Origin of the sequence: Agrobacterium sp. lyk4-40-TYG-31 (genome assembly GCF_030209855.1) — a bacterium.
GTDB lineage: Bacteria > Pseudomonadota > Alphaproteobacteria > Rhizobiales > Rhizobiaceae > Agrobacterium > Agrobacterium vaccinii.
Genome location: NZ_JARVRE010000006.1, coordinates 141,641 through 157,816 on the forward strand (window position 1 = coordinate 141,641; position 16,176 = coordinate 157,816).

Sequence of the window (16,176 nt, forward strand, 5' to 3'; positions counted from 1 at the left end):
AGGGTAACGCCCGCCGTTACTTCACGCTCATGGCCGACAGCCATTCATCGATCCAGGCCTTGCGATTCTTTGCCACCTCTTCCGGCGACATCAGGAATGTTTTTGTGGGCTGAACGAGCTTGGAAAACGCCTCCGGCAACGGTGTCGATGTCTGGGAAACAGGCATCATCCAGTTGTTTTCGGGGATGGCATCCTGAAAACCAGACGTCAGGGAAAATGCCAGAAATTGCTTTGCCAGTTCCTTCTCCGGTGCATTCTTCAGCACACCGGCAACCTCGATCTGGATATAATGTCCCTCTTCGAAGGCTGCCGCCTGATACCGTTCACTGTGTTCCGCAACCATGTGATAAGCGGGCGATGTCGTATAGGACAGCACCATCGGAACCTCACCCTTGGTAAAGAGCCCGTAGGATTCCGACCAGCCGGGCGTTACCGTCAGAACGCGGTTCTTCAACTTCGCCCATGCTTCCGGGGCCTTGTCACCGTAAACGGATTTCACCCACAAAAGCAGACCGAGACCCGGCGTTGATGTGCGAGGATCCTGAATGGCGATCTTCTGCGACGGATCACCCTCGACCAATTCCTTCAGGCTTTTCGGCGGGTTCTTGATTGTCTGGGTGTCATAGATGACGGCGAAATGACCGTAGTCATAGGGCACGAAGACATCGTCCTTGAAGCCACCCGGCACCTTCACCGCTGCGGTATCGATACCCGATGCTTCGAAAAGACCTGTCTGTTTGGCTTCTGCAATCAGGTTGGTATCGAGACCGACGACGACATCGGCCTTCGAACTTGGTCCTTCCAGCTTCAACCGGTTGAGCAAGGCCACGCCATCTGCCACGCCCACGAAATTGACGACGCAGTTACAGGTCTGCTCGAAGGCGGCCTTGACCTTGGGACCCGGCCCCCACTCGGAAACGAAGCTTTCATAGGTATAGACCGTCAGCGTCTTCTTGTCCTGCGCATAGGCAAGGCCCGGCAGAAGAAGCGACGCGGCAATCAGAGCGCGGGTTAGGAAATGACGATGCATCAGACAACCTCCTCGAATGGACAAGCGGGAATAGGCGTCTGGATGGAAGCCGTCTAATCCCTCCGCCGGTGTTAACCGGATCAGGTTCTTCGGGTTGGCAAATGCCTCTCAGCCTTGTCAATCAAGACAAAGCACCCCGTTAGAGCTGCCTAATGCTATAATCTGTCGCTGCCTGCTTGGCAAGGTGTCAGGCCGTCAGGCTTGCTCGGTCATATGAACCAGTTCCCAGACGTGACCATCCGGGTCCTGAAAGCTGCCGCCATACATGAAACCATGATCCTGCACCGGCTTCCATTCCCGACCGCCGGATGCGAGTGCCGTTGCCAGCATCTTGTCGATTTCTTCGCGGCTCCCGGCAGACAGGCAATTCAACACTTCCTTGGTGCTGGTCGCATCGGCGATATCGCCATTGATGAATTCGCGGAAGCGATCTTCCTGAAGCAACATCACGAAGATGTTCTTCTCAACGATCATGCACAAGGTGCGCTCGTCGGAATATTCCGGGTTGAAGCTGAAGCCCAGACCCGTGAAAAAGACCTTGGATGTCTCGATATTCTTGACCGGCAGGTTGATGAAAATCATGCGCATATCTGAACTCCTCCATGGGCGGACAGGAGAACGCACTTTTGCTTCGCTGTCAAAGCGGCAGTCAAACGCGACTGCTCAGCTCTCCATTTCTTCGCGCAGCATTTCCAGCTCTAGCCATTCCTCTTCCATCGCTTCCAGCTTTTCGCGCAGCTTCGACATTTCATCTGCCAGCGTGTTGAAGGCCGTCGGATTCTTGGCAAAAAGTTGCGGATCGGCCATGCGCTCTTCACGCTTGGCGATTTCGGCTTGAGCCTTTTCCATCTCCTTGGGCAGATTTTCCAGCGCAAACTTCTGCTTGAATGACAGCTTAGCCTTACCCTTCGCGGGCTCCCCCCCGGATGACGTCGAGGTCTTCGCCTTGTCCTGCTTTTCCGCTCTCTTCTTTTCGTCGGACGCACCTTTGCGCTGCGCCATCATGTCGGAATAACCACCGGCATACTCGACCCAACGACCGTCAGGCGCATCCGGGTTTGCGGGCGCAATCGTCGATGTCACAGTGCGGTCGAGGAAGTCGCGGTCGTGGCTGACCAGAATGACGGTGCCAGAGAAGCCAGCGACGATCTCCTGCAACAGATCGAGCGTTTCGATGTCGAGATCGTTGGTCGGTTCGTCGAGGATCAGAAGATTGGTCGGCTTTGCCAGAATACGCGCCAGCATCAAGCGCGCACGCTCGCCACCGGACAATTTGCGAATGGGCGTGCGGGCCTGCTCCGGCTGGAACAGGAAATCCTTCATGTAACCCGTGACATGCTTCACTTCGCCGTTGACGAGAAGGTTTTCGCCACGCCCGTCGGTCAGGTAATGGGCGAGCGTATCTTCCAGGTTCAGGTCTTCGCGCTTCTGGTCGAGCGTCGCGATTTCCAGTTTGGTGCCGAGCTTCACCGTGCCGCTATCGGGCGCCAACTCGCCCGTCAGCATTTTCAGCAATGTCGTCTTGCCCGCACCGTTGGGGCCTACGAAGCCGATGCAGTCGCCCCTGTGTACTCGCAGCGAAAACGGCGCAACGATGGTCCGCTCGCCATAGGATTTGGTGATGGCCTCGGCCTCGATGACCAGCTTGCCGGATTCGCGCCCCTCGGCTGCCGTCGCCTGAACGGTGCCTTGCGGGCCGTTGTGACCACGGTAGGCAGCCCGCATATCGCGCAACTCACCCACACGGCGCATGTTGCGCTTGCGGCGGGCGGTGACACCATACCGCATCCAGTGTTCTTCGCGCTCGATGGCCTTGCCGAGCTTGTGCTGCTCCAGCTCTTCCTCTTCCAGCACCTTGTCGCGCCATTCCTCGAAATGGGCAAAGCCACGGCTGAGACGGCGCGACGTACCGCGATCGAGCCAGACGGTAGCGGTCGAGACTTTTTCGAGAAAACGACGGTCGTGCGAAATCAGAACCAGCGCGCTGCGTGTCTGCTGCAATTCTCCTTCCAGCCACTCAATGGTCGGCAGGTCGAGATGGTTGGTGGGCTCGTCGAGCATCAAAATATCGGGTTCGGGCGCCATGACGCGCACAAGCGCTGCCCGGCGCGCCTCTCCGCCCGAAAGGCTGGATGGATGCTCCTGCCCCGTCAGCCCCAGATGCTCAAGCAGATAGGTGACGCGATAAGCATCGTCGCCCGGTCCCAGACCCGCTTCCGCATAGGCTTGAACCGTCTCGAAACCGGCAAAATCCGGCGCCTGCTCTAGATACCGGATCGTCGCAGACGGATGGCGGAAAACCTCGCCCGATTGCGCTTCCACCAGACCGGCAGCAATTTTCATCAGCGTCGATTTGCCGGAACCATTGCGTCCGACAAGGCAGATGCGGTCGCCCGGTTCCACTTGCAGGTTTGCACCGTCGAGCAGCGGGGTCACGCCAAATGTCAGCTTGATGTCGTCGAGTTTCAGAATCGGGGGTGCCAAGGCATCAGGCTCCGGTCAAATCATAGGGACGGGCAAGGACAATGGCCTTGCCGCTTTTGAGGCGAAGACGCAAAGGCCCTTCCGCCACGTTGGAAATAGTGCGCGATGAGCCAAAGGCAAGCGCAAAATCGGCGAGAGGGTAGCGCGCATTTTCAATGTCGAGCCCATCAAGAGCCGTGAAACCCGCAACCGAAAACAGCGACCCGACAGGCAGATCGAGCGCAAGCTCGTTAGCCAGAAGCGGATAGGCTTCTTCCGTGCCGGAGGTCAACACAACATCGAAACCGCGTTCCGCCAGCGAGACGGCGTAAAGCAGATGGAACAGGGCGTGATCGGATCTTTCGCCAGCCAAAGCGCCGACCAATGTCAGCCGCTTTGCATCGCGCGACAGGGCTTCCGAGACCGCAATCTCACCATCCGTCACACCTTTTGCAGCAGGAAAGGGCTGCTGTGGTGTATCGGGCCATTGCGACATCAGGTCGGCATCGGAGGAGTCGAAGTCACCCACCCAAAGCTCGGGCGTCAGCCCCAGCACGGAGGCATGGCGCATGCCGCTATCGGCAGCGATCACACGCGTTCCGGCCACCGCCTTTTGCAGGCGATCCGTGACGGTAATGGTTCCGCCGAGCAGAATGGTGAAGTGCGCCGAGGTCATGTCCTGCCATAGCCCGGAAAGGTACGACAAGGAAAGGCCGAAACGCAGCCAATGCGGCGATATTGATTTTCGCCGCAGACAGGATTATGACACCTGCCAGTGGTGATTTGCCGACCGGCTTGCAGCCACTTTAAAGAAGTTGCTAAATGGTCGAGGAAACAGGCAATTTCCGAGGACCGGCTGCGATTTCGCTGCCGGTTTTTTGTTTTCTGGGCCGGCGCTGCCAGGAAAGTGAGAGTTCGAGATGCCTATTAAGATACCCGATACGCTGCCCGCATTCGAGACCCTCGTGCATGAGGGTGTGCGGGTCATGACGGAAACAGCGGCGATCCGGCAGGATATTCGCCCGCTGCAGATCGGGCTTCTCAATCTCATGCCCAACAAGATCAAGACCGAGATACAGATGGCCCGGCTGGTCGGCGCGTCTCCGCTTCAGGTAGAGCTGTCGCTGGTGCGCATCGGTGGTCACCGCGCCAAGAATACGCCGGAAGAACACCTTCTGTCCTTTTACGAAACCTGGGAAGAGGTGCGCCACCGCAAGTTCGACGGCTTCATCATAACCGGCGCCCCGGTCGAAAAACTAACCTATGAAGACGTGACCTACTGGGACGAGATGCAGAAGATTTTCGATTGGACGCAGACCAACGTCCACTCGACGCTCAACGTCTGCTGGGGCGCGATGGCCGCGATCTACCATTTCCATGGCGTTCCCAAGCACGAATTGAAAGAGAAAGCGTTCGGCGTCTATCGCCACCGCAATCTTTCCCCGGCATCCATTTATCTCAACGGTTTCTCGGATGATTTTCAGGTGCCCGTTTCCCGCTGGACGGAGGTGCGCCGCGCCGACATCGAGAAGAACCCCGACCTCGAAATCCTGATGGAGTCAGAGGAGATGGGGGTTTGTCTTGTGCATGAACGCATCGGCAAGCGGCTCTACATGTTCAACCATGTCGAATATGATTCCACATCGCTTTCCGAAGAATATTTCCGCGATGTGAAATCAGGCGTGCCGATCAAGGTGCCGCATGACTACTTCCCCCATAACGACCCGGACCTGACACCGTTGAACCGCTGGCGCAGCCACGCCCATCTCTTCTTCGGCAACTGGATCAACGAAATCTACCAGACAACGCCGTATGACCCGCAGGACATCGGCAAGATCAAAGCCTAATTCAGCAATTGCGCGGGCGCGGAAAATGAAGCAACGTCCGGCCCTGTTTATTGATCGGGAGAGTGACACGATGAGCGAAGCTGGCGCACGGGAAAATTTCGGCATGACGTCGAAGGGCGAAAAGGTGGAGCGCGTGACGATTTCCGCCGGTGGACTGACGGCGCACGTCATCACCTGGGGTGCGGTCATACAGAATCTCCGGCTCGAAGGACACCAGCCGCCGCTGGTTCTCGGCTTCGATCACTTCGATGATTACCCGAAATATTCGTCGTATTTCGGCGCGACACCCGGTCGTAATGCCAACCGCATCGGTGACGGCAAATTCAGCATCGATGGCAAAGCCTATCAGCTGGAACTGAACGAGAAGGGCGTCACGCATCTCCACGGCGGCAGCGACAATATCGGCAAACGCAACTGGATGATCATGGAACATGGCCCCAGCCACGTCGTGTTGCAGATCGTCGACCCGGATGGCCGCGCCGGTTATCCAGGAAATTGCACCGTACGGGCGACCTATACGATCCGCGAAGGCGGCGTGCTTTCCGTAGCCTATGAAACCACCACGGACGCGCAGACGATCGCCAACATCTGCCAGCACTCCTATTTCAATCTGGATGGCGCAGAAACGGCACTCGGTCATGAGATCGAAATTGCAGCCGACCATTATTTGCCAACAACCGAGCAGCAAATTCCGACCGGCGAAATTCGCCCCGTAGACGGCACCGTCTTCGACCTGCGCACATCCACCCCGATGCGGCGTGAAGAAAACGGCCAGCAGGTTTCCTACGACCACAATTTCTGCCTGTCGCCACAGCGCGTGGCAAAGCGCAAAGTGGCGCGCGTCTATGCCCCCGCCTCAAACGTTACGCTGGATGTCCATACCACCGAGCCGGGCGTGCAGTTCTACTCGGCCTTCAAGCTTAACGTAGCCGTACCGGGCCTTGATGGCCGCCATTATGGACCGTTCGCAGGCTTTTGCCTGGAAACGCAGATTTGGCCGGATGCTGTCAATCACAAAGGCTTTCCGGACGCCGTTCTGCGGCCCGGAGAAACGCTGCGGCAGGAAACGGATTATATCTTCAAGAAGGGCTGATTTTCAGTCCAGCACGCAACCTACATAGGCGCCGGACCCACGGGCTCGTCTCTCGATGAGCCCAGCCAGCCGCTGCATGCCGCGTCCGGGCTTGCTGGCGACACGGTCGATGGGGTTTGGAAGTGCCACGGCCAGAAGTGCCGCCTGTCTGGAACTCAGCTTCGAAGCCGGAATTTTGAAATGGTGCTGAGCAGCAGCCTCGATGCCGTAGATGCCCGGACCCCATTCGGCAACGTTGAGATAGATTTCCATCATCCGTCTTTTCGACCAGATGAAATCGGAAACGACTGCAAGCGGCAATTCCAGACCCTTTCGCAGGAAAGAGCGTCCGTTCCATAAGAACAGGTTCTTTGCCGTCTGCATCGGAATGGTGCTGGCGCCGCGCGTCGATTCCCCTTCCAGAGCGCTGTTGACCACCGTCTGCATCTGGTTCCAGTCCACACCGCCGTGCGAACAGAATTGCCCGTCTTCAGACATCATAACCGATTGCACGAGGCGTGGTGAGATGTTCTCCAGCGGCACCCAGCGGCGATCATAACCCTGAAACGTCACCAGATCGGCCAGCATCAGCGTGGAAACGGGGCGCATGAAAGGCAGCGCATAGACCGGTATCAGCAGATAGGGCAGGACAAGCAGCGCAATGACGATCACTAAAGCGCGTTTCAGAAGACTTCTAACATCCACTTTGGGTCTGCTTTCCCCGCGAGCAAGCGCTTCGTCGTCCGTCTCGCTGTCCGGCATACTGCTCAAAAACCCTGTCCCCACTTGGCCACCGCTCAGAACCTTTCATATTCCGCGTGTGTCATCAAGGCGAGTCCTGATCATCAAGTCCCCCAACCCCTTCACAAAAACGATTGCCAGCCATTTTTCCCCATGCCAAACAGCCACCATATCGAGGAACTGGCGCTATGACATTCGAGACACGGCTGCGAGACAATGCAGTGCAAACCGAGGCCTTGCTGGCTGAATTGCTGTCAGGCGAAAGCCGCGCCGATGAGATCACCCGCCCCCGCAATCTGCTGGACGCCATGCGACACGGCGTTTTGAATGGCGGAAAGCGGCTGCGACCCTTTCTGGTCATCGAGTCAGCAGCGATTTTGGGCGGAGACTCAACGGCAGCCCTGAGAGTGGGTGCGGCGCTTGAATGTCTGCACTGCTATTCGCTAGTGCATGACGACCTTCCCGCCATGGACGACGACGACCTGCGCAGGGGCCAACCCACCGTTCATAAAAAGTTCGATGAAGCCACCGCCATCCTCGCTGGCGACAGCCTGCTGACCCTGGCATTCGACATCATCGCCGCCCCGGAAACAGAACTGCCCGATGACCGCAAGGCCGCGCTCGTTCTGGCATTGGCAAGGGCTGCGGGCATAGGAGGCATGGCTGGCGGGCAGGCCCTTGATCTGGCAGCCGAAAAGCATGCCCCGGATGAACCAGGCATCGTAACACTACAGTCAATGAAAACAGGCGCGCTCATCCGCTTCGCCTGCGAAGCCGGAGCGATTATCGCCGGAAGCACGCCACCGGAAAGGCAGCGCCTGCGTCATTTCGGGGAAAAAATCGGCCTCGCCTTCCAGCTCGCAGACGACCTTCTGGATCTCACATCCAACGCCGTTGCCATGGGCAAGGCAACCGGCAAAGACGCCGCACGCGGCAAGGGTACGCTGGTGGCTCTGCGCGGACCCGAATGGGCGGCCACCCGCCTGCGCGAACTGGTGAAGGAGGCCACCGATTTGCTGGCACCTTATGGCGAGCGTGCGGATATTCTGATCGAAACGGCAAAGTTCGTCGCAGACCGGCAGAACTAAAGCGAGCATCAGGCATCGCGGTCTTTCTTCGTGCAGTAACTCGTCCCGATCGCTAATGCCCTTATCGCTTTCTGAAATCTATCAATATCCGCTTGAGAAACCCTCTCCGCCGGGTTATGCGTGTTTATGCACGATTAATCCGATTGATACCCGATGTCCAAAACCGATCATTTTGTCAGCGAGCGCCAGGCTCTGATTTACGCGCAATTGCAACGGCATGGCCGTGTGCTGGCGCAGGAGCTTGCGCAGACGTTCGACGTATCGGAAGACACGGTGCGGCGCGATCTGCGGGAAATGGCGGCGCGCGGGGAATGCGAGCGCGTCTATGGCGGGGCGCTAATGGCCTCCGGCACCACCGTTCCGCTGAAAACCCGCATGGGCGAAATGCCGGATCGCAAGGCGATACTCGGCCAAGCCGCCGCTTCGCTCGTGCAAAACGGCATGATCGTCTTTCTCGATGCTGGCTCTACCAATCTGGCCATCGCAAAACATCTCGCCGTTGGCTTGAAACTCACCGTCGTCACCAACACGCCAGCCATAGCCGCAGAACTTGCCGGTAACGCAGACATCGAACTCATTCTCATCGGCGGCAGGGTCGATCCTTCCGTGGGTGCCGCCATCGATACGACCGCCATTCGCCAACTTGAGCATATCCGGCCCGATCTCTGCATTGTCGGCGTCTGCGGCCTGACGCTGAACGGGTTGTGCGCCGATATCTATGAAGACGCCACGTTCAAGCGTCTCGCCTGTGAGGCCAGCGCAAAGACGCTTGCGGCCGTCACATCGGAGAAGCTGGGCACGCCTGCGGCTTTCCATGTCGCATCGCTGTCCTCCACGCTCACCCTCGTGCTGGAAGAGGATGCCGACAACGATATGATCGGCAGTCTAGCGGACACCGGCGTTAACATTCATCAGGCCGGATTGTCGTCCGGCATCTCATCTCCCATGCATTTATCGAAGGACCAGTCCCGATGACCGGCACTGCCACGCCAACGACCGCCCGCCTACCCTATATGACGAGAACACGCCTCGGCGTTTCCCTGCTGTTCCTGATGAACGGCTTCATGATGGGCTCATGGGCACCGATGATCCCGGAATTCGCCAGACGCTTTGCGCTCAGCGAAAGCACACTGGGTCTCGTCATCCTTGTCTATGGCTTGGGCTCGCTGTCCTTCATGCCTGTTGCAGGCTCACAGATCGGCCGTCTCGGTTCGCGAACCGTGACGCTAACAGTCGCTCTCATCATGGTGCCGACGCTGTTGTTGATCACGCTTGCAAATTCGCTCTGGGCTGGCGTCATCGCTGTCTTCCTCTTCGGCGGGCTGACGGGTGCCATGGATGTCGCCATGAATGCCAACGCCGTTGTTGTGGAACGCAGCATGCGCCGCGCCATCATGTCGTCCTGCCACGCATTCTGGAGCCTGGGCGGCCTGCTCGGCGCGGGTCTTGGCGGTCTGTTGATTACCAAAACCGGCATCTACGGCCACGCCATCACGCTCACCATCCTCGCAGCCGCCATGCTTGCTGTGGCATGGCCACGGATGCAGGTGGATCGCCCACACCCGGAAGAGGAACGCCCCAAGGGCGGACTTCCCATGACACCACTGCCGTGGATCATCGGCATCATGGCGCTGTTTTCAATGATCCCGGAAGGTGCCATTCTCGACTGGGGCGCGCTTTATCTGCGCAACGAACTCAGCGCATCCGTCACACTGTCAGGCTTCGGCTTTGCCGCCTTCTCCCTCACCATGGCCATCATGCGCTTTGCGGGGGATTTGGTGCGTGACCGGTTCGGTGCTGTCCGCACGCTGCAATTTTGCTCGTCCATATCCATTGTCGGCCTGCTGATTGCCGGCTTCGCGCCCAATGCCTTCATTGCCATTGCAGGCTTTGCGATCGCGGGCATCGGCATTTCCAACATGGTGCCGATTGCCTTTTCGGCGGCAGGCAACATGCCGGGAATGGCGCCTGGCATCGCTCTGTCGGTGGTCACGACCATGGGTTATTCCGGCATTCTGGTCGCGCCGTCCGCCATCGGCTTCATTGCCGAACATACGGGACTGGCCGCCGTGTTCATCGGCCTGCCGCTTCTGCATGTGGTGGTTCTCATGCTGTCGAAACTCGCACGCCATGCAGATGGCGCAAGCGGGCATTGATTTCCCAATTTCGCAAAAGTGAGATGCCTGCCACCCACAAGTCTCGAATTTCGCCATGATTGCGGTAAAAGTGGAGTTGATCGCTTCGATGTTGACAAGGCGCGCGCCTTGTTCCACCTGAATGATCAGATTTACCGCAATTGTTCGAGCACACCATGACATCACACGCCGATTATGATCCCAAGCCGCGCCGGTCCTCGGTTGCCGTCGATGTTGGTGGTGTTATCGTCGGCGGCGGGGCACCAGTCGTCGTGCAGTCGATGACCAACACGGATACCGCCGATATCGACGCGACCGTCCAGCAGGTCGCGGCTCTGTTCCGCGCAGGCTCCGAAATCGTGCGCATCACCGTCGATCGCGATGAAAGTGCTGCTGCCGTCCCGAAGATTCGTGATCGCCTTTTGCGCCTTGGCCTCGATGTGCCGCTGGTCGGTGACTTCCATTATATCGGCCACAAACTTCTGGCGGATCATCCAGCCTGCGCCGAAGCGCTGGCCAAATACCGCATCAATCCCGGCAATGTCGGCTTCAAGGACAAGAAGGACAAGCAGTTTGGCGATATCGTCGAAATGGCGATCCGTTACGACAAGCCGGTGCGCATCGGCGTCAACTGGGGCTCGCTCGATCAGGAATTGCTGACGACCCTGATGGACAAGAACAAGGATCAGGGCTTCCCGCTGTCGGCCCGTCAGGTCACTCGCGAAGCCATCGTCCAGTCGGCGCTGATTTCGGCTGAACTTGCAGAAGAGATCGGCCTGCCGCGCAACCGCATCATCCTGTCGGCAAAAGTCAGTCAGGTGCAGGACCTGATTGCCGTCTACTCGATGCTGTCGGAGCGCTCCAACCATGCGCTGCATCTCGGCCTCACCGAAGCAGGCATGGGCTCCAAGGGCATCGTCGCCTCTTCCGCCGCCATGGGTTACGTCCTGCAACACGGCATTGGCGATACGATCCGCGTGTCGCTGACCCCTGAGCCGAATGGTGACCGCACCCGCGAAGTGCAGGTGGCGCAGGAAATCCTCCAGGTCATGGGCTTTCGCCAGTTCATTCCCGTGGTTGCCGCCTGTCCCGGCTGCGGGCGCACCACCTCCACGGTGTTTCAGGAACTGGCGCAAAACATTCAGAACGACCTTCGCAAGAACATGCCGGTCTGGCGCGACAAATATCCGGGCGTGGAAGCGCTCAACGTCGCGGTCATGGGCTGCATCGTCAACGGTCCCGGCGAAAGCAAGCACGCAGATATTGGTATCTCGCTGCCCGGCACCGGCGAAAATCCTGCCGCCCCCGTCTTCATCGATGGCGAAAAGGCGCTGACCCTGCGCGGTCCCGAGATCGCCAAGGATTTCGAGGCGCTGGTCATCGACTACATCGAAAAGCGTTTCGGCCGAAAGGACGCGGCGGAGTAAATCACGACCGTGAAAATGCCGGAATTTATGTGTCTTACCGTCCGAAACTCACGGAGCTCTGGAATTCATGATCAAGAAGTTTGTCGTTCTTGCGCTTGCCGCAACCTATCTCTCCGCCTGCACCACCACCGACCCTTATACGGGTGAGCAGAAGGTATCCAACATGGCTGGCGGCGCCGGTATCGGTGCTCTCGCGGGTGCTGTCGGTGGTCTCGCCATCGGTGGCGGCAACAAGGGCCGCAACGCCTTGATCGGTGCTGGTATCGGCGCGCTGGCCGGTGGCGCCATCGGCGGCTACATGGACAATCAGGAATCCGAGCTTCGCCAGCAGCTTCAGGGCACCGGCGTGTCCGTGACCCGTCGCGGTGACAGCATCGTGCTCAACATGCCATCCAACGTCACCTTCGCGACGGATCAGGATCAGGTCATTCCGCCATTCTACCCGACACTGAATTCGGTTGCGATCGTGCTGAACAAGTTCAACAAGACCTATATCGACATCAACGGCCACACAGACTCCACCGGCAGCCTTGCCCATAACCAGGGACTGTCCGAACGCCGCGCCGCATCCGTCGCCAACTATCTCGGTGATCGTGGCGGCGTCGATCAGCGCCGTATCTCCACCATGGGCTTTGGCCCATCGCAACCGATTTCCTCCAACGCAACGGCAGACGGCCGCGCCCAGAACCGCCGCGTCGAAGTGCTGATTTCGCCGCTGACACAGAATTGATCTGCGGCTTCCAAACGAACCTTCATCCAGCAAAAAGCCCACCTCGCGGTGGGCTTTTTCGTCTCTGCATCGAAGCTGCTTATGTGCCGTAAGCGATCAACAAATCCTTGGCATCGATCTGATCGCCGGGTTTTACCAGCACCTCGGCCACCTTACCGTCGCGTTCCGCGTGAAGTGCTGTTTCCATCTTCATCGCTTCGATGGAGACCAGCACGTCGCCTGCCTTCACATCCTGCCCCTGATTGACGAAGACACGGGAAATGACGCCCGGCATCGGCGCGCCGACATGGGCGGCATTGCCGGGTTCGGACTTGCGGCGCACCGCAGAACCCGTCGCGCCATGGGCGCGGTCCGGCACCTTGATGCGGCGTGGCTGGCCATTGATCTCGAAGAACACCGTGACCATGCCCTTGTCATCGATGCCTGATGAGGCCTGATTGACGATGACAAGCGTCTTGCCGCGCTCGATATCGGCAAACAATTCTTCGCCATCCTGCATGCCGTAGAAATAGGCGGGCGTCGGCAGAACCGAGACCGGGCCATAGGTCTCAGACGCCAGCGCGAAATCGGTGAAGACCTTCGGATACATCAGGTAGGAGGCGAACTCGAAGTCATCGACCGGGCGCTCCAGCTTTGTTTCGATCTCCTTGCGCTCGGCATCCAGATCGGCATCTTCCAGAAGCGAACCGGGACGAACCGTGTAGGGCTCATCGCCCTTCAGCGCCTTTTTCTGGATAGCCTGCGGCCAACCGCCCGGCGACTGACCGAGATCACCCTTGAGCATGGAAACGACCGAGTCAGGGAATGAAACTTCCTTGTCCGGGTTTTCGACGTCCGCAACCGTCAGGTCTTGGCTGACCATCATCAGCGCCATATCGCCCACCACCTTGGAGGACGGTGTCACCTTGACGATATCGCCGAACATCTGGTTGACGTCGGCATAGGTTTGCGCGACCTCGTGCCAACGGCTTTCGAGACCCAGCGAGCGGGCCTGTTCTTTGAGGTTGGTGAACTGGCCACCCGGCATTTCGTGGAGATAGACTTCCGAGGCCGGACCCTTGAGATCGCTCTCGAAGGCCGCATATTGGCCGCGCACCGCTTCCCAATAGAAGGAAATGCGGCGGATCCATTCCGTATCGAGGCCGGTATCGCGATCGGTACCCTTTAGCGCTTCGACGATCGAGCCGAGGCAAGGCTGCGATGTGTTGCCCGAGAGCGCATCCATCGCCGCATCCACGGCATCTACACCCGCCTCAACTGCGGCCAGAACCGTGGCTGCGGAAATACCGGACGTATCATGGGTATGGAAGTGGATCGGCAGGCTGGTCGCTTCACGCAGCGCCTTGAACAGGATACGTGCGGCGGCTGGCTTCAACAGACCGGCCATGTCCTTGACGGCGATGATATGCGCGCCCGCCTTTTCGAGTTCGGCAGCGAGACTGGTATAATATTTGAGGTCGTATTTCGGGCGAGCAGAGTTCAGGAGATCGCCGGTGTAGCAGATGGTCGCCTCGCAGAGCTTGTTTTCTTCTGCGATGGCATCCATCGACACGCGCATATTCTCCACCCAGTTCAGGCAGTCGAACACGCGGAACAGATCGACGCCGCCCTTGGCCGCCTGACGGACGAAATATTTGACGACATTGTCTGGGTAGTTCTTGTAGCCGACGCCATTGGCGCCGCGCAGCAGCATTTGTAGCAGCAGGTTCGGCGCGCCTTCACGCACCAGCGCCAGACGCTCCCACGGGTCTTCCGTCAGGAAGCGCATGGACACATCGAAGGTCGCGCCGCCCCAGCATTCCAGCGACAGAAGCTGCGGCAAGGCCTTGGCGTAGACGCTGGAGATGCGAGCGATATCATGCGTGCGCACGCGGGTTGCGAGCAGCGACTGGTGCCCGTCGCGCATGGTCGTATCCGTCACCAGCACACGCTTTTCGTTGCGCATCCACTCGGCAAAGCCTCTGGGGCCGAGCTTGTCGAGAAGCTGCTTGGTACCGTCGGGTGTCGGCTGGTCAATATAGGGCACGATGGGTGCCGGTGCATTGGCGGCAGGCTTGACGCGGCCCTTTGTTTCGGGATGGCCGTTAACGGTGACATCGGCCAGATAAGTCAGAAGCTTGGTCGCACGGTCCTGGCGTTTGACCTGCTCGAACAGCTCGGGTGTCGAATCGATGAAGCGCGTCGTGTAGGTATTTCCGACAAAGCTGGGATGGCTGATGATGGCTTCCAAGAAGGTGAGGTTCGTCGCCACGCCGCGAATACGGAATTCGCGCAACGCACGGTGCATGCGGGCAATGGCCTCGTCCGGCTGCGGTGCCCAGGCCGTGACCTTGACCAGCAACGGATCGTAATAGCGGGTGATGATCGCGCCCGAATAGGACGTGCCGCCATCCAGACGAATGCCGAAACCGGACGCCGAGCGGTAGGCGGTGATGCGACCGTAATCGGGAATGAAATTGTGTTCCGGGTCTTCCGTCGTAATGCGGCACTGAAGTGCGTGGCCGTTGAGGCGAATGTCCTTCTGCGCCGGGACACCCGATTCCGGCGTACCGATTGTTTCGCCTTCGAGAATATGGATCTGCGCCTTAACGATATCGATGCCGGTGACGACTTCGGTGACCGTATGCTCCACCTGAATACGCGGATTGACCTCGATGAAGTAGAATTTGCCGGTATCGGCATCCATTAGATACTCGACCGTGCCTGCACCGACATAATTGGTGGCACCCGCGATCTTCAGCGAGTAATTGGCCAGTTCCTGCCTGCGTTCTTCTGAGAGGTAAGGAGCAGGTGCGCGCTCGACCACCTTCTGGTTACGGCGCTGGATGGAGCAGTCACGCTCGAACAGATGCACGACATTGCCATGGGTATCGCCGAGAATCTGGCTTTCCACGTGGCGGGCGCGCTCCACCAGCTTTTCCAGATAGACTTCGTCCTTGCCGAAGGCGGCCTTGGCCTCACGCTTGGCTTCGGTCACCTCGCGGGCAAGGTCTTCCTTCTTGCGGATAGCGCGCATGCCGCGGCCACCACCGCCCCAGGATGCCTTGAGCATAACGGGATAGCCGATCTCCTCGGCCATGCGCTCGACTTCGGCCATGTCGTCGGGAAGAGGCTCGGTTGCCGGAACGACGGGAACGCCAACGGAAATGGCGAGATTGCGTGCGGCCACCTTGTTGCCGAGCCGGCGCATCGTATCGGCGGTCGGCCCGATGAAGATGATACCCGCCTCGTTACACGCCTCCACGAATTCAGGGCTTTCCGACAGAAGGCCGTAACCGGGATGGATGGCGTCGGCGCCTGACAGTTTGGCAACACGAATGACTTCCTCGATCGACAAATAGCTTTCGATCGGTCCCATGTCTTTTGCCAGATGCGGGCCGCGGCCAACCTGATAACTTTCATCCGCCTTGAAGCGATGCAGCGAAAGTTTGTCCTCTTCAGCCCAGATCGCGACCGTTTTTATGCCAAGCTCGTTGGCGGCACGGAATACACGGATCGCAATCTCCGAACGATTGGCGACAAGGATTTTCGATATTTTCAAGACGGCCTCCCAAACCTCGCGAGCACACATATATGCTGCACCGCGAAATTAAGCAGTAAATCTCACCGTTGGAAAGGGCGTTTTTGGCAATGGCCGTCCTGT

At 58.6% G+C, this 16,176-nt stretch carries 13 protein-coding genes and 2 riboswitches; of the genes, 7 read left to right on the forward strand and 6 right to left on the reverse strand.

Features of this window, described 5'->3' with window-relative positions:
• Positions 1 to 16: 16 nt before the first annotated feature.
• The 4 genes from thiB to QRN55_RS14770 form a co-directional block, all read right to left on the reverse strand.
• Positions 17 to 1,030: a thiamine ABC transporter substrate binding subunit gene (gene thiB / locus QRN55_RS14755; protein WP_284777270.1), complete on the reverse strand. Its 1,014-nt coding sequence runs from the start codon at positions 1,028 to 1,030 to the stop codon at positions 17 to 19.
• Between the two features lie 40 nt (positions 1,031 to 1,070).
• Positions 1,071 to 1,179: riboswitch (TPP riboswitch) on the reverse strand.
• A 46-nt stretch (positions 1,180 to 1,225) separates the two neighbouring features.
• The gene (locus QRN55_RS14760) at positions 1,226 to 1,618 is read right to left on the reverse strand and encodes a VOC family protein (protein ID WP_112499033.1); all 393 of its coding nucleotides are present in this window, start codon (positions 1,616 to 1,618) and stop codon (positions 1,226 to 1,228) included.
• 75 nt (positions 1,619 to 1,693) lie between these two features.
• Positions 1,694 to 3,514 carry an ABC-F family ATP-binding cassette domain-containing protein gene (locus QRN55_RS14765; RefSeq protein ID WP_284777271.1) on the reverse strand — a complete coding sequence of 607 codons (1,821 nt, stop codon included), beginning with the start codon at positions 3,512 to 3,514 and terminating at the stop codon, positions 1,694 to 1,696.
• 4 nt (positions 3,515 to 3,518) lie between these two features.
• Positions 3,519 to 4,169 (reverse strand): thiamine diphosphokinase, encoded by a 651-nt coding sequence (locus QRN55_RS14770; protein WP_284777272.1) that lies wholly within the window; start codon positions 4,167 to 4,169, stop codon positions 3,519 to 3,521.
• Between the two features lie 89 nt (positions 4,170 to 4,258).
• Positions 4,259 to 4,335, forward strand: a riboswitch (SAM riboswitch).
• Positions 4,336 to 4,413: 78 nt separating this feature from the next.
• Between QRN55_RS14770 and metA the strand changes: the two genes are divergently transcribed.
• Together metA and QRN55_RS14780 are read left to right on the forward strand one after the other, a co-directional pair.
• Complete coding sequence (metA, locus tag QRN55_RS14775; protein ID WP_284777273.1) at positions 4,414 to 5,340, forward strand: homoserine O-acetyltransferase MetA; 927 nt, start codon at positions 4,414 to 4,416, stop codon at positions 5,338 to 5,340.
• 70 nt (positions 5,341 to 5,410) lie between these two features.
• Positions 5,411 to 6,433: an aldose epimerase family protein gene (locus QRN55_RS14780; RefSeq protein WP_284777274.1), complete on the forward strand. Its 1,023-nt coding sequence runs from the start codon at positions 5,411 to 5,413 to the stop codon at positions 6,431 to 6,433.
• A 3-nt stretch (positions 6,434 to 6,436) separates the two neighbouring features.
• On the opposite strand, the gene mtgA is transcribed toward QRN55_RS14780, so the two are convergent.
• Entirely contained in the window at positions 6,437 to 7,174 is a 738-nt protein-coding gene (gene mtgA, locus QRN55_RS14785) for a monofunctional biosynthetic peptidoglycan transglycosylase (RefSeq protein WP_233123512.1), read from the reverse strand.
• Between the two features lie 167 nt (positions 7,175 to 7,341).
• Between mtgA and QRN55_RS14790 the strand changes: the two genes are divergently transcribed.
• The 5 genes from QRN55_RS14790 (at position 7,342) to QRN55_RS14810 (ending at position 12,533) form a co-directional block, all read left to right on the forward strand.
• The gene (locus tag QRN55_RS14790) at positions 7,342 to 8,241 is read left to right on the forward strand and encodes a polyprenyl synthetase family protein (protein WP_284777275.1); all 900 of its coding nucleotides are present in this window, start codon (positions 7,342 to 7,344) and stop codon (positions 8,239 to 8,241) included.
• A 153-nt stretch (positions 8,242 to 8,394) separates the two neighbouring features.
• Complete coding sequence (locus tag QRN55_RS14795; protein WP_284777276.1) at positions 8,395 to 9,216, forward strand: DeoR/GlpR family DNA-binding transcription regulator; 822 nt, start codon at positions 8,395 to 8,397, stop codon at positions 9,214 to 9,216.
• Positions 9,213 to 10,397: an MFS transporter gene (locus tag QRN55_RS14800; RefSeq protein ID WP_284777277.1), complete on the forward strand. Its 1,185-nt coding sequence runs from the start codon at positions 9,213 to 9,215 to the stop codon at positions 10,395 to 10,397. The genes QRN55_RS14795 and QRN55_RS14800 overlap by 4 nt, the downstream gene beginning before the upstream one ends.
• 155 nt (positions 10,398 to 10,552) lie before the next feature.
• Positions 10,553 to 11,803 carry a flavodoxin-dependent (E)-4-hydroxy-3-methylbut-2-enyl-diphosphate synthase gene (gene ispG, locus QRN55_RS14805; RefSeq protein ID WP_173998798.1) on the forward strand — a complete coding sequence of 417 codons (1,251 nt, stop codon included), beginning with the start codon at positions 10,553 to 10,555 and terminating at the stop codon, positions 11,801 to 11,803.
• Positions 11,804 to 11,870: 67 nt separating this feature from the next.
• Positions 11,871 to 12,533 (forward strand): YiaD family glycine zipper/OmpA-like lipoprotein, encoded by a 663-nt coding sequence (locus QRN55_RS14810; RefSeq protein ID WP_284777278.1) that lies wholly within the window; start codon positions 11,871 to 11,873, stop codon positions 12,531 to 12,533.
• A 79-nt stretch (positions 12,534 to 12,612) separates the two neighbouring features.
• On the opposite strand, the gene pyc is transcribed toward QRN55_RS14810, so the two are convergent.
• Positions 12,613 to 16,074: a pyruvate carboxylase gene (gene pyc / locus QRN55_RS14815; RefSeq protein WP_284777280.1), complete on the reverse strand. Its 3,462-nt coding sequence runs from the start codon at positions 16,072 to 16,074 to the stop codon at positions 12,613 to 12,615.
• Between the last annotated feature and the right edge of the window lie 102 nt (positions 16,075 to 16,176).